11 protein-coding genes are annotated in these 18,520 nt (G+C 67.6%); 8 read left to right on the forward strand and 3 right to left on the reverse strand.

The window, feature by feature from the left end; all coding sequences use genetic code 11:
* Window positions 1-121: 121 nt before the first annotated feature.
* Together rpoB and ACZ60J_RS20090 are read left to right on the forward strand one after the other, a co-directional pair.
* Entirely contained in the window at window positions 122-3,604 is a 3,483-nt protein-coding gene (rpoB, locus tag ACZ60J_RS20085; RefSeq protein WP_469683551.1) for a DNA-directed RNA polymerase subunit beta, read from the forward strand.
* 97 nt (window positions 3,605-3,701) lie between these two features.
* Entirely contained in the window at window positions 3,702-7,601 is a 3,900-nt protein-coding gene (locus ACZ60J_RS20090; protein ID WP_469683552.1) for a DNA-directed RNA polymerase subunit beta', read from the forward strand.
* Window positions 7,602-7,705: 104 nt separating this feature from the next.
* Here the strand turns inward: ACZ60J_RS20090 and ACZ60J_RS20095 are convergent, their stop codons facing one another.
* Window positions 7,706-10,171 carry a YfhO family protein gene (locus ACZ60J_RS20095; RefSeq protein WP_469683554.1) on the reverse strand — a complete coding sequence of 822 codons (2,466 nt, stop codon included), beginning with the start codon at window positions 10,169-10,171 and terminating at the stop codon, window positions 7,706-7,708.
* A gap of 157 nt (window positions 10,172-10,328) precedes the next feature.
* On the opposite strand from ACZ60J_RS20095, the gene ACZ60J_RS20100 reads away from it, so the two are divergent.
* The 5 genes from ACZ60J_RS20100 (at window position 10,329) to tuf (ending at window position 15,734) form a co-directional block, all read left to right on the forward strand.
* Window positions 10,329-10,946, forward strand: a complete 618-nt coding sequence (locus ACZ60J_RS20100) for an ankyrin repeat domain-containing protein (protein WP_469683556.1) — start codon at window positions 10,329-10,331, stop codon at window positions 10,944-10,946.
* A gap of 432 nt (window positions 10,947-11,378) precedes the next feature.
* The gene (gene rpsL / locus ACZ60J_RS20105; RefSeq protein WP_007265893.1) at window positions 11,379-11,750 is read left to right on the forward strand and encodes a 30S ribosomal protein S12; all 372 of its coding nucleotides are present in this window, start codon (window positions 11,379-11,381) and stop codon (window positions 11,748-11,750) included.
* A gap of 2 nt (window positions 11,751-11,752) precedes the next feature.
* Window positions 11,753-12,223: a 30S ribosomal protein S7 gene (rpsG, locus tag ACZ60J_RS20110; RefSeq protein ID WP_215023410.1), complete on the forward strand. Its 471-nt coding sequence runs from the start codon at window positions 11,753-11,755 to the stop codon at window positions 12,221-12,223.
* Between the two features lie 39 nt (window positions 12,224-12,262).
* Complete coding sequence (fusA, locus tag ACZ60J_RS20115; RefSeq protein ID WP_469683557.1) at window positions 12,263-14,392, forward strand: elongation factor G; 2,130 nt, start codon at window positions 12,263-12,265, stop codon at window positions 14,390-14,392.
* 148 nt (window positions 14,393-14,540) lie between these two features.
* Complete coding sequence (gene tuf, locus ACZ60J_RS20120; protein WP_469683559.1) at window positions 14,541-15,734, forward strand: elongation factor Tu; 1,194 nt, start codon at window positions 14,541-14,543, stop codon at window positions 15,732-15,734.
* 230 nt (window positions 15,735-15,964) lie between these two features.
* On the opposite strand, the gene rfbC is transcribed toward tuf, so the two are convergent.
* Both rfbC and rfbA read right to left on the reverse strand, forming a co-directional pair.
* Complete coding sequence (gene rfbC, locus ACZ60J_RS20125; protein ID WP_469683561.1) at window positions 15,965-16,564, reverse strand: dTDP-4-dehydrorhamnose 3,5-epimerase; 600 nt, start codon at window positions 16,562-16,564, stop codon at window positions 15,965-15,967.
* On the reverse strand, window positions 16,561-17,436 hold the full coding sequence (gene rfbA, locus ACZ60J_RS20130; protein ID WP_469683563.1) for a glucose-1-phosphate thymidylyltransferase RfbA: 876 nt from the start codon (window positions 17,434-17,436) through the stop codon (window positions 16,561-16,563). The genes rfbC and rfbA overlap by 4 nt, the downstream gene beginning before the upstream one ends.
* Before the next feature lie 104 nt (window positions 17,437-17,540).
* Here rfbA and rfbB point away from each other — a divergent pair, with 104 nt between their 5' ends.
* Window positions 17,541-18,518, forward strand: coding sequence for a dTDP-glucose 4,6-dehydratase (gene rfbB, locus ACZ60J_RS20135; protein ID WP_469683564.1), 978 nt, complete (start codon window positions 17,541-17,543; stop codon window positions 18,516-18,518).
* Window positions 18,519-18,520 lie beyond the last annotated feature (2 nt).

The following is an 18,520-nucleotide window of genomic DNA, read 5'->3' on the forward strand; positions in this document are numbered from 1 at the left end:
GAGCACACTTGATTGAACGGCCCTGAGCTGGTCCTTTTGACCAGATGGGGGGCGCTTGTCTTCTGTGTCAGCTGGGACCGGTACGCGCGTAGTGAGTCCGAGCCCTCGGAAGGACCCCCTCTTGGCCGCCTCGCGCAACGCCTCGACCAATACGAACAACGGTGCCAGCACCGCCCCGCTGCGCATCTCCTTTGCAAAGATCAAGGAGCCCCTCGAGGTTCCGAACCTCCTGGCGCTGCAGACCGAGAGCTTTGACTGGCTGCTCGGCAACGCCGCCTGGAAGTCTCGCGTCGAGTCGGCGCTTGAGAGCGGACAGGACGTTCCCACCAAGTCCGGTCTGGAAGAGATCTTCGAGGAGATCTCGCCGATCGAAGACTTCTCCGGGTCGATGTCGCTGACGTTCCGCGACCACCGCTTCGAGCCGGCGAAGAACTCGGTCGACGAGTGCAAGGACCGCGACTTCACGTACGCGGCGCCGCTCTTCGTCACCGCCGAGTTCACGAACAACGAGACCGGTGAGATCAAGTCTCAGACGGTCTTCATGGGCGACTTCCCGCTCATGACCAACAAGGGCACCTTCGTCATCAACGGCACCGAGCGTGTCGTCGTGTCGCAGCTCGTCCGTTCCCCCGGTGTCTACTTCGACTCCTCCATCGACAAGACGTCCGACAAGGACATCTTCGCCGCCAAGATCATCCCGTCCCGGGGTGCCTGGCTCGAGATGGAGATCGACAAGCGCGACATGGTCGGTGTTCGCATCGACCGCAAGCGCAAGCAGTCCGTCACCGTCCTCCTGAAGGCTCTCGGCTGGACCACCGAGCAGATCCTCGAGGAGTTCGGCGAGTACGAGTCCATGCGCGCCACCCTGGAGAAGGACCACACCCAGGGCCAGGACGACGCGCTGCTCGACATCTACCGCAAGCTGCGTCCGGGCGAACCGCCGACCCGCGAGGCCGCTCAGACGCTGCTCGAGAACCTCTACTTCAACCCGAAGCGCTACGACCTCGCGAAGGTCGGCCGCTACAAGGTGAACAAGAAGCTCGGCGCCGACGAGCCGCTGGACGCCGGTGTGCTCACCACCGACGACATCATCGCCACGATCAAGTACCTCGTGAAGCTCCACGCGGGCGAGACCGAGACCATCGGTGAGTCGGGCCGTTCGATCGTCGTCGAGACCGACGACATCGACCACTTCGGCAACCGTCGTCTGCGCAACGTCGGCGAGCTCATCCAGAACCAGGTCCGTACGGGTCTGGCTCGTATGGAGCGCGTCGTCCGCGAGCGGATGACGACCCAGGACGTCGAGGCGATCACGCCGCAGACCCTGATCAACATCCGGCCGGTCGTCGCCTCCATCAAGGAGTTCTTCGGCACCAGCCAGCTGTCGCAGTTCATGGACCAGAACAACCCGCTGTCGGGTCTCACCCACAAGCGCCGTCTGTCGGCGCTTGGCCCGGGTGGTCTGTCCCGTGAGCGGGCCGGCTTCGAGGTCCGAGACGTTCACCCGTCGCACTACGGCCGCATGTGCCCGATCGAGACCCCCGAAGGCCCGAACATCGGTCTGATCGGCTCGCTCGCGTCCTACGGCCGCGTCAACGCGTTCGGTTTCGTCGAGACCCCGTACCGCAAGGTCATCGACGGTGTCGTCACCGACGAGGTCGACTACCTGACGGCCGACGAGGAAGACCGCTTCGTCATCGCCCAGGCCAACGCCGGCCTGAACGACGAGATGCGCTTCACCGAGAACCGCGTGCTGGTCCGCCGTCGTGGCGGCGAGATCGACTACATCGCCGGCGGCGACGTCGACTACATGGACGTCTCCCCGCGCCAGATGGTGTCCGTCGCCACCGCGATGATCCCCTTCCTCGAGCACGACGACGCCAACCGTGCCCTCATGGGCGCGAACATGATGCGCCAGGCCGTTCCGCTCATCAAGGCGGAAGCGCCGCTCGTCGGCACCGGCATGGAGTACCGCTGTGCGGTCGACGCCGGTGACTCGATCCGTGCGGAGAAGGACGGTGTGGTCCAGGAGGTCTCGGCCGACTACATCACCGTCGCCAACGACGACGGCACGTACACCACGTACCGCGTCGCCAAGTTCTCCCGCTCGAACCAGGGCACCTCGGTCAACCAGAAGGTCATCGTCAACGAGGGTGACCGGATCATCGAGTCCCAGGTCCTCGCCGACGGTCCCGCGACCGAAGAGGGCGAAATGGCCCTCGGCAAGAACCTGCTCGTCGCGTTCATGCCCTGGGAAGGCCACAACTACGAGGACGCGATCATCCTGTCGCAGCGCCTCGTACAGGACGACGTCCTCTCCTCGATCCACATCGAGGAGCACGAGGTCGACGCCCGTGACACCAAGCTGGGCCCCGAGGAGATCACCCGGGACATCCCGAACGTCTCCGAGGAGGTCCTGGCGGACCTCGACGAGCGCGGCATCATCCGCATCGGTGCGGACGTCGTCGCCGGCGACATCCTGGTCGGCAAGGTCACGCCCAAGGGCGAGACCGAGCTGACCCCGGAAGAGCGCCTGCTCCGCGCGATCTTCGGTGAGAAGGCCCGCGAGGTGCGTGACACCTCGCTCAAGGTCCCCCACGGTGAGATCGGCAAGGTCATCGGTGTCCGCGTCTTCGACCGTGAGGAGGGCGACGAGCTTCCCCCGGGCGTGAACCAGCTGGTCCGCGTCTACGTCGCCCAGAAGCGCAAGATCACCGACGGTGACAAGCTCGCCGGCCGCCACGGCAACAAGGGTGTCATCTCCAAGATCCTTCCGATCGAGGACATGCCCTTCCTCGAGGACGGCACGCCGGTCGACATCATCCTGAACCCGCTGGGTGTCCCGTCCCGAATGAACCCGGGACAGGTCCTGGAGATCCACCTCGGCTGGCTCGCCAGCCGCGGCTGGGACGTCTCCGGCCTCGCGGAGGAGTGGGCCGAGCGACTGAAGGTCATCGGCGCCGACCGCGTCGAGCCCGGCACCAACGTCGCCACCCCGGTGTTCGACGGTGCGCGTGAGGACGAGCTCGCCGGCCTGTTCGAGCACACGATCCCGAACCGCGACGGCGACCGCCTGGTCCTCCCGTCCGGCAAGGCGCGTCTGTTCGACGGCCGCTCCGGCGAGCCGTTCCCGTCGCCGGTCTCGGTCGGCTACATGTACATCCTGAAGCTGCACCACCTGGTCGACGACAAGCTCCACGCCCGTTCGACCGGCCCGTACTCGATGATCACGCAGCAGCCGCTGGGTGGTAAGGCGCAGTTCGGTGGCCAGCGCTTCGGTGAGATGGAGGTGTGGGCGCTTGAGGCTTATGGCGCCGCGTACGCGCTCCAGGAGCTCCTGACCATCAAGTCCGATGACGTGACCGGCCGCGTGAAGGTCTACGAGGCCATCGTCAAGGGCGAGAACATCCCCGAGCCGGGCATTCCCGAGTCCTTCAAGGTGCTCATCAAGGAAATGCAGTCGCTCTGCCTCAACGTGGAGGTGCTGTCCTCGGACGGCATGTCCATCGAGATGCGCGACACCGACGAGGACGTCTTCCGCGCGGCGGAGGAACTCGGTATCGACCTGTCCCGGCGCGAGCCGAGCAGCGTCGAAGAGGTCTGACGGGCCTGACGGGGGGCTCGCTCAAGAGCCCCCCGTCATCCCCGGGACCGTTCAGACCATGATTGAGACTCGACCCCGAAAGAGGGATTGACGCACAGTGCTCGACGTCAACTTCTTCGACGAGCTGCGGATCGGCCTTGCCACCGCGGACGACATCCGAACCTGGTCCCACGGCGAGGTCAAGAAGCCGGAGACCATCAACTACCGCACCCTCAAGCCCGAGAAGGACGGACTCTTCTGCGAGAAGATCTTCGGTCCGACCCGGGACTGGGAGTGCTACTGCGGTAAGTACAAGCGTGTCCGCTTCAAGGGCATCATCTGTGAGCGTTGTGGCGTCGAAGTCACGCGCGCCAAGGTGCGTCGCGAGCGGATGGGCCACATCGAGCTTGCCGCTCCCGTCACCCACATCTGGTACTTCAAGGGCGTCCCGTCGCGCCTCGGATACCTGCTGGACCTCGCGCCGAAGGACCTCGAGAAGGTCATCTACTTCGCCGCGTACATGATCACGTTCGTGGACGACGAGCGCCGCACCCGCGACCTCCCGTCCCTGGAGGCGCACGTCTCCGTCGAGCGCCAGCAGATCGAGAACCGACGCGACTCGGACCTCGAAGGCCGTGCCAAGAAGCTCGAGACCGACCTGGCCGAGCTCGAGGCCGAGGGCGCCAAGGCCGACGTACGCCGCAAGGTGCGCGAAGGTGCCGAGCGCGAGATGAAGCAGCTCCGTGACCGCGCCCAGCGCGAGATCGACCGCCTCGACGAGGTGTGGGCCCGCTTCAAGAACCTCAAGGTCCAGGACCTCGAGGGCGACGAGCTGCTCTACCGCGAGCTGCGCGACCGCTTCGGTACGTACTTCGACGGCTGCATGGGCGCCGCGGCGCTCCAGAAGCGTCTGGAGTCCTTCGACCTCGACGAAGAGGCCGAGCGCCTCCGCGAGATCATCCGTACCGGCAAGGGCCAGAAGAAGACCCGTGCGCTCAAGCGCCTCAAGGTCGTCTCCGCGTTCCTGCAGACCAGCAACAAGCCCAAGGGCATGGTTCTGGACTGCGTCCCGGTCATCCCGCCGGACCTGCGTCCGATGGTGCAGCTGGACGGTGGCCGCTTCGCGACCTCCGACCTGAACGACCTGTACCGCCGCGTGATCAACCGCAACAACCGCCTGAAGCGCCTTCTCGACCTCGGTGCCCCCGAGATCATCGTGAACAACGAGAAGCGCATGCTCCAGGAGGCCGTCGACGCCCTCTTCGACAACGGTCGTCGTGGTCGTCCGGTGACCGGTCCCGGCAACCGTCCGCTGAAGTCCCTGAGCGACATGCTCAAGGGCAAGCAGGGTCGATTCCGTCAGAACCTCCTCGGCAAGCGCGTGGACTACTCCGCGCGTTCCGTGATCGTCGTCGGCCCGCAGCTGAAGCTGCACCAGTGTGGTCTGCCCAAGGCCATGGCGCTGGAGCTCTTCAAGCCGTTCGTGATGAAGCGCCTGGTCGACCTGAACCACGCGCAGAACATCAAGTCGGCGAAGCGCATGGTCGAGCGCGGCCGCACGGTCGTCTACGACGTGCTCGAAGAGGTCATCGCCGAGCACCCGGTTCTGCTGAACCGTGCGCCCACGCTGCACCGCCTCGGCATCCAGGCCTTCGAGCCCCAGCTGGTCGAAGGCAAGGCCATCCAGATCCACCCGCTCGTCTGCACCGCGTTCAACGCGGACTTCGACGGTGACCAGATGGCCGTGCACCTGCCGCTTTCGGCAGAGGCGCAGGCCGAGGCCCGCATCCTGATGCTGTCCTCGAACAACATCCTGAAGCCGGCAGACGGTCGTCCCGTCACCATGCCGACCCAGGACATGGTGCTGGGCCTGTTCTTCCTCACCACCGACGGTGAGCTCCGTGACACCAAGGGCGAGGGCCGCGCGTTCGGCTCCACGGCCGAGGCGACCATGGCGTTCGACGGTGGCGAGCTGGCTCTGCAGTCGGCCGTCGACATCCGCTTCCCGGTGGGCACCATCCCGCCGCGCGGCTGGGTGGCCCCGGTCGCCGAAGAGGGCGAGCAGGAGTTCCAGCCGGGCGACAGCTTCCGTCTGAAGACGACCCTGGGTCGCGCGCTCTTCAACGAGCTGCTGCCCGAGGACTACCCGTTCGTCGACTACTCGGTGGGCAAGAAGCAGCTCTCCGAGATCGTCAACGACCTGGCCGAGCGCTACCCCAAGGTCATCGTGGCGGCGACGCTCGACAACCTGAAGGCGGCCGGCTTCCACTGGGCGACCCGTTCGGGCGTCACCGTGGCCATCTCCGACGTCGTCGTGCCCGAGGCCAAGAAGGCCATCGTCAAGGGCTACGAAGAGATGGACGAGAAGGTCCAGAAGCAGTACGAGCGCGGTCTGATCACCAAGGACGAGCGCACGCAGGAGCTCATCGCGATCTGGACCAAGGCGACCAACGAGGTTGCCGAGGCGATGAACGCGAACTTCCCCAAGACGAACCCCATCTTCATGATGGTTGACTCGGGTGCCCGAGGAAACATGATGCAGATGCGACAGATCGCCGGTATGCGTGGTCTGGTGTCGAACGCGAAGAACGAGACCATCCCGCGTCCGATCAAGGCGTCCTTCCGTGAGGGCCTCACCGTTCTGGAGTACTTCATCTCCACGCACGGTGCCCGTAAGGGTCTGGCGGACACCGCCCTGCGTACCGCCGACTCGGGTTACCTGACCCGTCGTCTGGTGGACGTCTCGCAGGACGTCATCATCCGCGAGGAGGACTGCGGCACCGAGCGCGGCCTGAAGCTGAAGATCGCCGTTCGCGGCGAGGACGGCGTGCTGCGCAAGGCCGACGACGTCGAGACCTCGATCTACGCCCGCATGCTGGCCGAGGACGTCGTCATCGACGGCAAGGTCATCGCGCCGGCCAACGTCGACCTCGGTGACGTGCTCATCGACGCCCTGGTCGCCAACGGCGTCGAGGAGGTCAAGACCCGCTCGGTCCTGACCTGTGAGTCCGCGGTCGGCACCTGTGCCTTCTGCTACGGACGCTCGCTCGCCACCGGCAAGCTGGTCGACATCGGTGAGGCGGTCGGCATCATCGCCGCCCAGTCCATCGGTGAGCCCGGTACCCAGCTGACGATGCGTACCTTCCACACCGGTGGTGTGGCCGGTGACGACATCACGCAGGGTCTGCCGCGTGTCGTCGAGCTCTTCGAGGCCCGTACCCCGAAGGGTGTCGCCCCGATCTCCGAGGCCGCCGGCCGCGTGCGGATCGAGGAGACCGAGAAGACGAAGAAGATCGTCATCACGCCGGACGACGGCAGCGAGGAGACGGCCTTCCCGATCTCCAAGCGCGCCAAGGTCATCGTCGGCGAGGGCGACCACGTCGAGGTCGGCCAGAAGCTGACCATGGGTGCCACCAACCCGCACGACGTGCTGCGCATCCTCGGCCAGCGTGCGGTCCAGGTCCACCTGGTCGGCGAAGTCCAGAAGGTCTACAACTCGCAGGGCGTGTCGATCCACGACAAGCACATCGAGATCATCATCCGGCAGATGCTCCGCCGCGTGACGATCATCGAGTCCGGCGACGCGGAGCTCCTGCCGGGCGAGCTGGTCGAGCGGTCGAAGTTCGAGACCGAGAACCGTCGTGTGGTCACCGAGGGCGGTCACCCCGCCTCCGGCCGTCCGCAGCTGATGGGTATCACCAAGGCCTCGCTCGCGACCGAGTCCTGGCTGTCGGCGGCGTCCTTCCAGGAGACGACCAGGGTTCTGACGGACGCGGCGATCAACGCCAAGTCCGACTCCCTGATCGGCCTCAAGGAGAACGTCATCATCGGTAAGCTCATCCCGGCCGGTACGGGCCTCGCCCGCTACCGCAACATCCGGGTCGAGCCGACCGAGGAAGCCAAGGCCGCGATGTACTCGGCCGTCGGCTACGACGACATCGACTACTCGCCCTTCGGCACCGGCTCCGGCCAGGCCGTCCCGCTGGAGGACTACGACTACGGCCCGTACAACGGCTGAGTCCAGTAGCAGGTAGTACGAAGAAGCCCCCCGCCGCTCCGAGAGGAGAGGCGGGGGGCTTCTTCGTTTCCTTCTCCGCGTCCCGGGCCGGGACGCGGTGCGGATCAGGCCCGACGGCGGCGGCGCAGGCCCGCCACGGTGACCGAGGCGAGGGCCAGGAGGCCGAGGGTGGCGCCGGCCAGGCCGGGGGTGAGGCCCTTGGGGGTGAAGGTGCAGGAGACCTTGTCCGTGCCCGGGGCGATGTCCAGGGAGACCAGGCCGTGGAAGCTCTTCACCGGGGCCGAGCACTGCCAGCCGGGGACGTCGGTCATGGCGAAGACGGCGGTGCCGGAGGCCGTCTTCGGGAGGGTGGCCTCGATGGTGTGGCCGCCCGCGGCGACCCGGGTGGCGCCCGTGGCGGTGAGGCGGTCGACGGCCCGGGTGAGCGCGGCCCGGTCCAGGCAGCCGATGGGGTGCTCGCCGGCGGTGGCGTCGCGGGTCCGGGTGTCCACGGTGACGTCGACGGCGCCGGACGCGGGGACCTCGCCGAGGCTCACGACCCCGGTCATCCGGTCCTCCAGGGGCCTGGTGGCGCCGCCGGAGGTGAGGGTTCCGTACAGCTGGGGGGAGTACCAGAAGGCCTCGGAGCCGGGCTCGCACCGGGCGGCGTACGTCTGCCGGGTGGGGGTGCCGCCGGCGGTGACGGGCGGGACCCGGTAGACGGTGGCGCCGAGGACCTGCTCCTGGTGGGCGTAGACGCTGCCCGGCGGATTGGGGGAGGAGTACGGGGCGCTGCGGACGGTGACCAGGGGCGGGGCGGGGAACGTGCGGGCCGTCCAGCTGTTCTTCTGCGGGCCCGGTTCGGCGCGGGCCCCGATCGAGAAGATCGCGTCCAGGACGGGGTTGGCGGCGCCGAAGATGGTCCGGCCGTCGTTCTTGTAGCCGTAGCCGAGGGGTTCCAGGGCCTTGTACGTGTTCTCGGGGAGGTAGCTGCTGTAGTACTGCGGTCCCTCGGCCTGGAGCGAGAGCGCGTCGTTGTACGAGGTCTGCGGGGCGCCCGAGTCGGTCCGGTACGCGGGCCAGCCGTCGACCGAGCGGACGGCGTCGAGGTGGTTCGTGATCGACTGGCTGGACGTGGCGATCGGCTTCGCCCAGCGTTCGCGGGCGCGCCGGGCGTCCGCGTTGACCGCGGCGGCCGTGGACTCGGCGAAGACGACGCCGACCATGAGCAGGGCGGCCACGGGGACCAGTACCCGGCGCTTCTCGCCCAGCGCCAGCAGCACCAGGGCGAGGAGCGACACAGCGCCGCCGCCCAGCACGGCCGGCCAGGTGGTGCCGCCGAAGTCGTTGGTGTGGCGCAGCACGAAGGTCGCGACGACCAGCAGGGCGGCGCTCAGCGCCAGGTGCAGCGGGCGCGGCCGGTTGGCCAGTGCGAGCCAGGCGAGGACCACCACCATGCCGCTGAAGACGAAGGCCTCGCGGTAGGGGTTGCCGTTCGGCACCGCCAGTCCGTGCCACACGTACTGGGTGGGCGGGAACTGGAAGGAGAGGACGACGAGCAGGGTCGCCGCCGCCCACACCAGGCGGGTCCGGCGGGCGACGGCCGTGTTGAGGAGGAAGGACCCCGCCAGGATCAGGCCGAGCGAGGCCACGTACAGCCGGGGCCGGCCGCCCCACAGGTAGGTGCCGGGGAGCATGCCGGTCAGGAAGATCTCGATCCGGACGGGATCGAAGGCGGCCGCCTTGGTGGGCTGGGCGGCTCCGCTGGAGAGGAACGAGGGCAGGAGCAGGGGGAGGGTGAGCAGGATGCCGGTCGCGGCGGCCGTCGCGGCCCGCCACACGGCCCGCAGCCGCTGGGCCCCGGTCATGTCGAGCACGATCAGGCGGACGGCGAGCAGCACGCAGGCGGCCATCGTCGCCATCATCGCGGTGTAGAAGTTCCCGAACCAGGCGAGCGCGACCAGCAGCGCCACGCCCGGCCAGCGGCGTTCCTCCAGGCACCACTCGACGGCGATCCCCAGGAGCGGGAGCGCGACCAGGCCCCACATCCACATGGGGATGTACGAGGCGTCGCTGAGCGCCCAGCCGCACAGTCCGTAGACGGCTCCGAGCACGCCGCGCTGCCACCACGGGCCCGGCTGCAGCTTGCCGAGGTAGACGGCCATCAGGGCGGCGGCGGTGCCCATCGTGAGCGGGGAGATCAGGAAGACGGCGAGGTCCACGTGCGCGCGGGGGACGAGGACGGCCAGCCAGGAGAAGGGGTTGCCGAGGTACGTGTAGTAGTCGGACAGGAACTGCTGGCCGAAGCCGCCGCGCCAGGTGAAGAGGAGGTCCCCGGCGGCCTGGCCGTGGACCAGGTCCCACAGGGCGCGGTGGAACGGGACGTACTGGTTGGCCTGGTCGTTGACGGCCCGGCCCGTGGTGCCGAAGGGGAAGGTGCCCCGGGCGGCCCAGGACGCGCAGAAGGCGCCCGAGGCGATGAGGAAGGCGAGCAGGGGGGCGTAGAACCGGCGGGCGCGGCGCGGCGCCGGCCGGTCCTCCCGGTCCCCTGCGGGGGCTGGGCTGCTGTGCTCGGCGGGCTCCTCGGCCACGGTCCCCAATGCTGTGCTCCCTGCTGGTCAGTGCTGCCGTCGGAGGCTTTGTCCGACTCGCCAGTCTAGGTCGGCCGCGGGGGCCCGCCGCGTACTCCGGCGGCCCCGGGCGCAGCTCTGCCGCCCGGGATCGGGCAGGGTCGGTGATCATGTGGGCATGGACCTACCGGATCGGTTGGCGAAGGCGGCGCAGGACGGCGACGCGGCCACCGCGGCACGACTGCTCGCAGGGGGAGCCGCGGCGGACGCCCGGAACGCGGCCGGGCGCACGCCCCTGGAGCTCGCGGTGTGCGCGGGGCGGGCGGAGACCGTCCGGCTGCTCCTCGCCGCGGGGGCGGATCCGGGCGGCCGGGCGGGTGAGTACGAGGAGCTGACGCCGATGCTCATGGCGGCGATGCACCCCGACGCCGAGGTGGTCGGGATCCTGCTCGACGCCGGGGCTCCCGTGGGCCCCCAGGGCAAGCACGGCCTCGTACCCATGCCGGTGGCGGCGACGGGTGGGGACGAGGGCTACCCGCACCTCGTGGCGCAGTTCCTCGACCGCGGCCACGACATCGACGTCGTGATGCGGGGCAGCACGGCGCTGGAGCTCGCGGTCGGGTCCGGGAAGTGGCGGATGGCGCGCTGGCTGCTGCACCGCGGCGCGAAACCGACGGAGCGCGCGCTGAGCGCGGCGTACCACCGCGGGAAGCGGTCGCCCGAGGACGAGGCGGTGTACAGGCCCCTCTTCAACGCCCTGTACGCCGCCCTGTACCCCGAGCGGACCAAGGCCTGACGGCGCCCGCCGGAGGGCCGCCGCCCCGCGTGCGGAGCGCCGCGGAGGGGCCTGCGTGGCCGTACGGGAGGCGTCGGCGGCGGGGAGGTGCGGGGGGCTCCGCTTAGCACACCTGCACCACGGCCGCACGTCGGAGGGACTGCATCCCGGCCTCGGCCTTGCGGCGACTGGCCGGTGGGCCCTTCGGGCTGCCGGGACCGGGGCTTTTGTTTTGACCGAAGTGGATGCGGTGGGTACGCTCAGACCTTGTGCCTGGGGTGTGCCTGGGCTCCCGCGCGTGTCCATCAACCGCACGTGAGCCACATCAGCCACCGCGATTCATGCGTCTCCGTGCTTGCGCGGAGCTCCGCCGGATCCGACACACCCGACCGCGTGGGTCGGCAAATGTTCCAGGTTAGCTTCACTACACGGCACACAGAAACCGGAGAAGTAGTGCCTACGATCCAGCAGCTGGTCCGTAAGGGCCGGCAGGACAAGGTCGAGAAGACAAAGACCCCCGCGCTCGAGGCTTCGCCCCAGCGTCGCGGCGTCTGCACGCGAGTGTTCACGACCACCCCGAAGAAGCCGAACTCGGCGCTGCGTAAGGTCGCGCGTGTGCGTCTGACCTCTGGCATCGAGGTCACCGCTTACATTCCGGGTGAGGGACACAACCTGCAGGAGCACTCCATCGTGCTCGTGCGTGGTGGCCGTGTGAAGGACCTGCCGGGTGTTCGTTACAAGATCATCCGCGGTGCGCTTGACACCCAGGCTGTCAAGAACCGCAAGCAGGCCCGCAGCCGCTACGGCGCCAAGAAGGAGAAGTAAAAATGCCTCGTAAGGGCCCCGCCCCGAAGCGCCCGGTCATCATCGACCCGGTCTACGCATCTCCTCTGGTGACGTCGCTCATCAACAAGATCCTCCTGAACGGCAAGCGCTCCACCGCCGAGCGCATCGTTTACGGCGCCATGGAAGGCCTCCGCGAGAAGACCGGCAACGACCCGGTCATCACGCTGAAGCGCGCGCTCGAGAACGTCAAGCCGTCGCTCGAGGTCAAGTCCCGCCGCGTCGGTGGCGCCACCTACCAGGTGCCGATCGAGGTCAAGCCGGGTCGTCAGTCGACCCTCGCGCTGCGCTGGCTCGTGGGTTACTCCCGCGCCCGCCGCGAGAAGACGATGACCGAGCGCCTCATGAACGAGCTGCTCGACGCCTCCAACGGTCTTGGCGCTGCCGTCAAGAAGCGCGAGGACACGCACAAGATGGCCGAGTCCAACAAGGCCTTCGCGCACTACCGCTGGTAGTCCGAACCCACATCGAGACCGAGAGAAGACTGAGCCGATATGGCTACCACTTCGCTTGACCTGGCCAAGGTGCGCAACATCGGCATCATGGCCCACATCGACGCGGGCAAGACGACCACCACCGAGCGCATCCTGTTCTACACCGGTGTGTCGTACAAGATCGGTGAGGTCCACGACGGCGCTGCCACGATGGACTGGATGGAGCAGGAGCAGGAGCGTGGTATCACCATCACGTCTGCCGCTACCACCTGTCACTGGCCGCTCGAAGATGTTGACCACACCATCAACATCATCGACACCCCGGGTCACGTCGACTTCACCGTCGAGGTGGAGCGTTCGCTCCGCGTCCTCGACGGCGCCGTCACCGTGTTCGACGGTGTGGCCGGCGTCGAGCCGCAGTCCGAGACCGTTTGGCGTCAGGCGGACCGCTACGGCGTCCCGCGCATCTGCTTCGTCAACAAGCTCGACCGCACCGGCGCCGAGTTCCACCGCTGCGTAGAGATGATCAAGGACCGCCTCGGTGCGGTTCCGATCGTCATGCAGCTCCCCATCGGTGCCGAGATGGACTTCCAGGGCGTTGTCGACCTGGTCACCATGAAGGCGTTCGTCTGGTCCGCCGAGGCGACCAAGGGCGAGATGTACGACATCGTCGACATCCCGGCCACGCACACCGAAGCCGCTGAAGAGTGGCGTGCGAAGCTCGTCGAGACCGTCGCCGAGAACGACGACCAGATCATGGAGCTGTTCCTGGAGGGCGTCGAGCCCACCGTCGAGCAGCTGCACGCCGCTGTGCGTCGCATCATCATCAGCTCCAAGGGTGATGGTGGCGCCACCGTCACCGCGGTGTTCTGTGGCACGGCGTTCAAGAACAAGGGCGTTCAGCCCCTGCTCGACGCGGTCGTCCGCTACCTCCCGTCGCCCCTGGACATCGAGGCCATCGAAGGCCACGACGTCAAGGACGCCGAGGTCGTCGTGAAGCGCAAGCCCTCGGACGACGAGCCCCTCGCGGCGCTCGCGTTCAAGATCATGCGCGACCCGCACCTCGGCAAGCTCACCTTCGTCCGGGTTTACTCGGGCCGCCTGGAGGCCGGCACCTCGGTGCTGAACTCCGTCAAGGGCAAGAAGGAGCGCATCGGCAAGATCTACCGCATGCACGCCAACAAGCGTGAAGAGATCGAAGCGGTGGGCGCCGGTGACATCGTCGCCGTCATGGGCCTGAAGCAGACCACCACCGGTGAGACGCTGTGTGACGACAAGGCACCCGTGATCCTGGAGTCCATGGACTTCCCGGCTCCGGTCATCCAGGTCGCCATCGAGCCCAAGTCCAAGGGTGACCAGGAGAAGCTGGGTGTCGCCATCCAGTCCCTGGCGGAGGAGGACCCCTCCTTCCACGTTCACTCGGACGAAGAGACCGGCCAGACCATCCTCGGTGGTATGGGCGAGCTGCACCTCGAGGTGCTGGTCGACCGTATGAAGCGCGAGTTCAAGGTCGAGGCCAACGTCGGCAAGCCGCAGGTCGCTTACCGCGAGACGATCCGCCAGGCGGTGGAGCGTCACGACTACACCCACAAGAAGCAGACCGGTGGTACCGGTCAGTTCGCCAAGGTGCAGATCGCGATCGAGCCGATCCTCGAGGCCGACGGTCCGGCGTACGAGTTCGTGAACAAGGTCACCGGTGGCCGCATCCCGAGGGAGTACATCCCCTCGGTCGACGCGGGTGCGCAGGAAGCCATGAAGTTCGGCATCCTCGCCGGCTACGAGATGACCGGCGTTCGCGTCATCCTCATCGACGGTGGCTACCACGAGGTCGACTCCTCCGAGCTCGCCTTCAAGATCGCCGGTTCGCAGGCGTTCAAGGAGGCCGCGCGCAAGGCTTCTCCCGTGCTCCTCGAGCCGATGATGGCCGTCGAGGTCACCACGCCGGAGGAGTCCATGGGTGACGTCATCGGTGACATCAACTCCCGCCGTGGCCAGATCCAGGCCATGGAGGAGCGTCACGGTGCGCGCCTCGTGAAGGGCCTCGTGCCCCTTTCGGAGATGTTCGGCTACGTCGGAGACCTCCGCAGCAAGACCTCGGGTCGCGCCAGCTACTCGATGCAGTTCGACTCCTACGCCGAGGTTCCCCGGAACGTCGCTGAGGAGATCATCGCGAAGGCCAAGGGCGAGTAACTCTTCCGAGTACACGCTTTAGGCTTGTCACCGGAGCCTCTGGGGCAACAGGAGCAACCCTCCCGTTGCCCCGGGGAACCGGCTTTCCAGCAAAGATCACCTGGCGCCGATCTGTAAGGCGTACAGAACCACTCTCCAGGAGGACCCCGTGGCGAAGGCGAAGTTCGAGCGGACTAAGCCGCACGTCAACATCGGCACCATCGGTCACATTGACCACGGTAAGACGACCCTCACGGCCGCCATTACCAAGGTGCTGCACGACGCGTACCCGGACCTGAACGAGGCCTCGGCCTTCGACCAGATCGACAAGGCTCCCGAAGAGCGCCAGCGCGGTATCACCATCTCCATCGCGCACGTCGAGTACCAGACCGAGGCGCGTCACTACGCCCACGTCGACTGCCCCGGTCACGCGGACTACATCAAGAACATGATCACCGGTGCCGCGCAGATGGACGGCGCGATCCTCGTGGTCGCCGCCACCGACGGCCCGATGCCGCAGACCAAGGAGCACGTGCTCCTGGCCCGCCAGGTCGGCGTTCCGTACATCGTCGTCGCCCTGAACAAGGCCGACATGGTGGACGACGAGGAGATCCTGGAGCTCGTCGAGCTCGAGGTTCGTGAGCTCCTCTCCGACTACGAGTTCCCGGGCGACGACCTTCCGGTCGTCCGCGTCTCGGCGCTCAAGGCGCTCGAGGGCGACAAGGAGTGGGGCGAGAAGCTCCTCGGCCTCATGTCCGCCGTCGACGAGGCCATCCCGACCCCGCCGCGTGACGTCGACCAGCCGTTCCTGATGCCGGTCGAGGACGTCTTCACGATCACCGGTCGTGGCACCGTCGTCACCGGTCGTATCGAGCGTGGTGTCCTGAAGGTCAACGAGACCGTCGACATCATCGGTATCAAGGAGACCAAGACCACCACCACGGTCACCGGTATCGAGATGTTCCGCAAGCTCCTCGACGAGGGCCAGGCGGGCGAGAACGTCGGTCTGCTCCTCCGCGGCATCAAGCGCGAGGACGTCGAGCGCGGCCAGGTCATCATCAAGCCCGGTTCGGTCACCCCGCACACCGAGTTCGAGGCCCAGGCCTACATCCTGTCGAAGGACGAGGGTGGCCGTCACACCCCCTTCTTCAACAACTACCGTCCGCAGTTCTACTTCCGTACCACGGACGTCACGGGTGTCGTCACCCTGCCGGCCGGCACGGAGATGGTCATGCCGGGCGACAACACCGAGATGTCGGTCCAGCTGATCCAGCCGGTCGCCATGGAGGAGGGCCTGAAGTTCGCCATCCGTGAGGGTGGTCGTACCGTGGGCGCCGGCCAGGTCACCAAGATCACGAAGTAATTCGTGTTCTGACCTGGTAGCTCGTTCGATCGAGCACCACGTTTGACAGGAGGGCCCCTTCCCCGTCGTTCACGCGACGGGGGAGGGGCCCTCCGTCGTACGGACTTCCCGGCGTACGGAGCCTCCCGGTGTACGGGCCCGCGTGCGCGGCCGCGGCACGGGCATGCGAAGAGGGCCGCACCCCGGGGGGGGTGCGGCCCTCTTCGCATGCGCGGCTCCGTGCGCGGCGGTCACTTCACCCGCAGGGACTCCGTGAACTCCATGCAGGCGGCGTAGTCCGGCAGCAGGCCGGAGGCGGCGGCGTCGGCCAGCGACGGTGCCGCGTCGTCCCGGGCGGACAGCAGCGGGACGTCGGTCGGCCAGTCGATGCCCAGGTCGGGGTCGAGCGGGTGGACCGAGTGCTCGCCCGTCGGGTTGTACGTCTCCGAGCAGAGGTAGGACAGGGTGGCGTCGTCGGTGAGCGCGCAGAAGCCGTGGCCCATGCCCTCGGGGAGGTAGACGGCGCGGCGGTCCACGTCGTCCAGCCGGACGCCTTCCCAGCGGCCGAAGGTCGGGGAGCCGACCCGGATGTCCACGATGATGTCGAGCACGGCGCCGCGCACGCAGGTGACGTACTTGGCCTGGCCGCGTGGGACGTCGGCGAAGTGGATGCCGCGGACCACGCCGCGCTGGGAGACCGAGAGGTTGGCCTGCGCCAGGTTCAGCGGGTGCCCGACGACCTCGGCGAGGTGGTCGAAGCGGTACCACTCCATGAACATGCCGCGCGGGTCACCGTGCTGCTGGGGCGTTATCTCGAAAACGCCCTCGATGGAGAGTTCGCGGAACTTCATCGTGCGGCCTCCTCTTCCAGCAGACCGATCAGGTAGTCGCCGTAGCCGCTCTTGACCAGCGGTTCGGCCAGCGCGCGCAGCTGCGCGGAGTCGATGAGGCCCGCACGCCAGGCGGCTTCCTCGATGCAGCCGATCTTGAAGCCCTGGCGCTCCTCGATCACGCGCACGAACTCCGAGGCCTGCACCATCGAGACGAAGGTGCCGGTGTCCAGCCAGGCGGTACCGCGGTCGAGGATGGTGACATTCAGCTCACCGGCCTGGAGGTACGCGTCGTTGACGGCGGTGATCTCCAGCTCGCCGCGGGCGCTGGGCTTCAGCTCGCGGGCGATCTCCACGACGCGGTTGTCGTAGAAGTACAGACCGGGCACGGCGTAGCGGGACTTGGGCTGGGCCGGCTTCTCCTCGATGGAGATGGCCTGGCCGTTCTCGTCGAACTCGACCACGCCGTACGCCGTCGGGTCCGCCACCGGGTACGCGAAGACCCGGCCGCCCTTGGAGTCGGTGTGCTCCGCCAGGCGCGTGCCGAGGCCGCTGCCGTGGAAGATGTTGTCGCCGAGGATCAGGGCGACGGAGTCGTCGCCGATGAAGTCGGCGCCGAGCACGAAGGCCTGGGCGATGCCCTCGGGGCGCTCCTGGACGGCGTACTCCAGCCGGATGCCGAACTGCGAACCGTCGCCGAGCAGACGCTCGAACTGGTCGCGGTCCTCCGGGGTGGTGATGACGAGGATCTCGCTGATCCCGGCCATGACCAGCGTCGAGAGCGGGTAGTAGATCATCGGCTTGTCGAAGACGGGCAGCAGCTGCTTCGACACTGCCCGCGTCAGCGGCCAGAGTCGGGATCCGGTGCCGCCGGCCAAGAGAATTCCACGCATAGGCACAACCCTATGCGAGACCGGCGGAGGCGCGCCGTCCGGGCCCGGAAGCGAGCGGGCGTGCGGCCGGGGCGGAGTAGGCGAGCGGCTAGACTGTTTGTATTATGCGCATCCTTGTGACCGGCGGCGCCGGCTTCATCGGTTCAGAATTCGTCCGCCAGCAGCTCGGTTCGGACCCCACGGCCCAGATCACCGTCTTCGACAAGCTGACGTATTCCGGCGTCGAAGCCAACCTCGCACCGGTCGCCGGCCACGCCGGCTACTCGTTCGTCAAGGGTGACATCTGCGACGCCGAGGCCGTCGACCAGGTGATGCCCGGCCACGACGTCGTCGTGCACTTCGCGGCCGAGTCCCACGTGGACCGCTCGATCGCCGGCGCGGGCCCCTTCGTGATGACCAACGTCGTGGGCACCCAGGTCCTCCTGGACGCCGCCCGCAAGCACGGCGTCGGCCGCTTCGTCCACATCTCCACCGACGAGGTCTACGGCTCGATCAGCGAGGGCTCCTGGACCGAGGAGTGGCCGCTGGTGCCCAACTCCCCGTACTCCGCCTCGAAGGCCTCCTCCGACCTGCTCGCGCTGGCCTACGCCCGCACGCACGGCATGGACGTCGTGGTCACGCGCTGCTCCAACAACTACGGGCACTACCAGTTCCCGGAGAAGGTCATCCCGCTGTTCGTCTCCAACCTGATGGACGGCAAGAAGGTCCCGCTGTACGGCAACGGCGGCAACGTCCGCGACTGGCTGCACGTCTCCGACCATTGCCGCGGCATCGACCTGGCCATGCGCAAGGGCCGCGGCGGCGAGGTCTACAACATCGGCGGCGGCGTCGAGCTCACCAACAAGGAGCTCACCGGCGTCCTGCTGGAGGCCGCGGGCCTGGGCTGGGACATGGTCGAGCGCGTCGAGGACCGCAAGGGCCACGACCTGCGCTACTCCATCGACATCAGCAAGATCGGCTCGGAGCTCGGCTACGCCCCGCAGGTCACCTTCGAGGAAGGCATCGCGTCGACCATCGCCTGGTACCGCGAGAACCGCGCCTGGTGGGAGCCCCTGAAGGCCAAGGCAGCGCTGCAGAAGTGACC

The organism is Streptomyces sp. NPDC104226 (assembly GCF_055584085.1).

What these genes read in the sequence shown, in the direction of transcription:
- fusA (WP_469683557.1), top strand. Translation starts at nt 12,263, where the DNA reads ATGGCTACCACTTCGCTTGACCTGGCCAAGGTGCGCAACATCGGCATC.
- rfbB (WP_469683564.1), top strand. Translation starts at nt 17,541, where the DNA reads ATGCGCATCCTTGTGACCGGCGGCGCCGGCTTCATCGGTTCAGAATTC.
- rfbC (WP_469683561.1), bottom strand. Translation starts at nt 16,564, where the DNA reads ATGAAGTTCCGCGAACTCTCCATCGAGGGCGTTTTCGAGATAACGCCC.
- rfbA (WP_469683563.1), bottom strand. Translation starts at nt 17,436, where the DNA reads ATGCGTGGAATTCTCTTGGCCGGCGGCACCGGATCCCGACTCTGGCCG.
- ACZ60J_RS20100 (WP_469683556.1), top strand. Translation starts at nt 10,329, where the DNA reads ATGGACCTACCGGATCGGTTGGCGAAGGCGGCGCAGGACGGCGACGCG.
- rpsG (WP_215023410.1), top strand. Translation starts at nt 11,753, where the DNA reads ATGCCTCGTAAGGGCCCCGCCCCGAAGCGCCCGGTCATCATCGACCCG.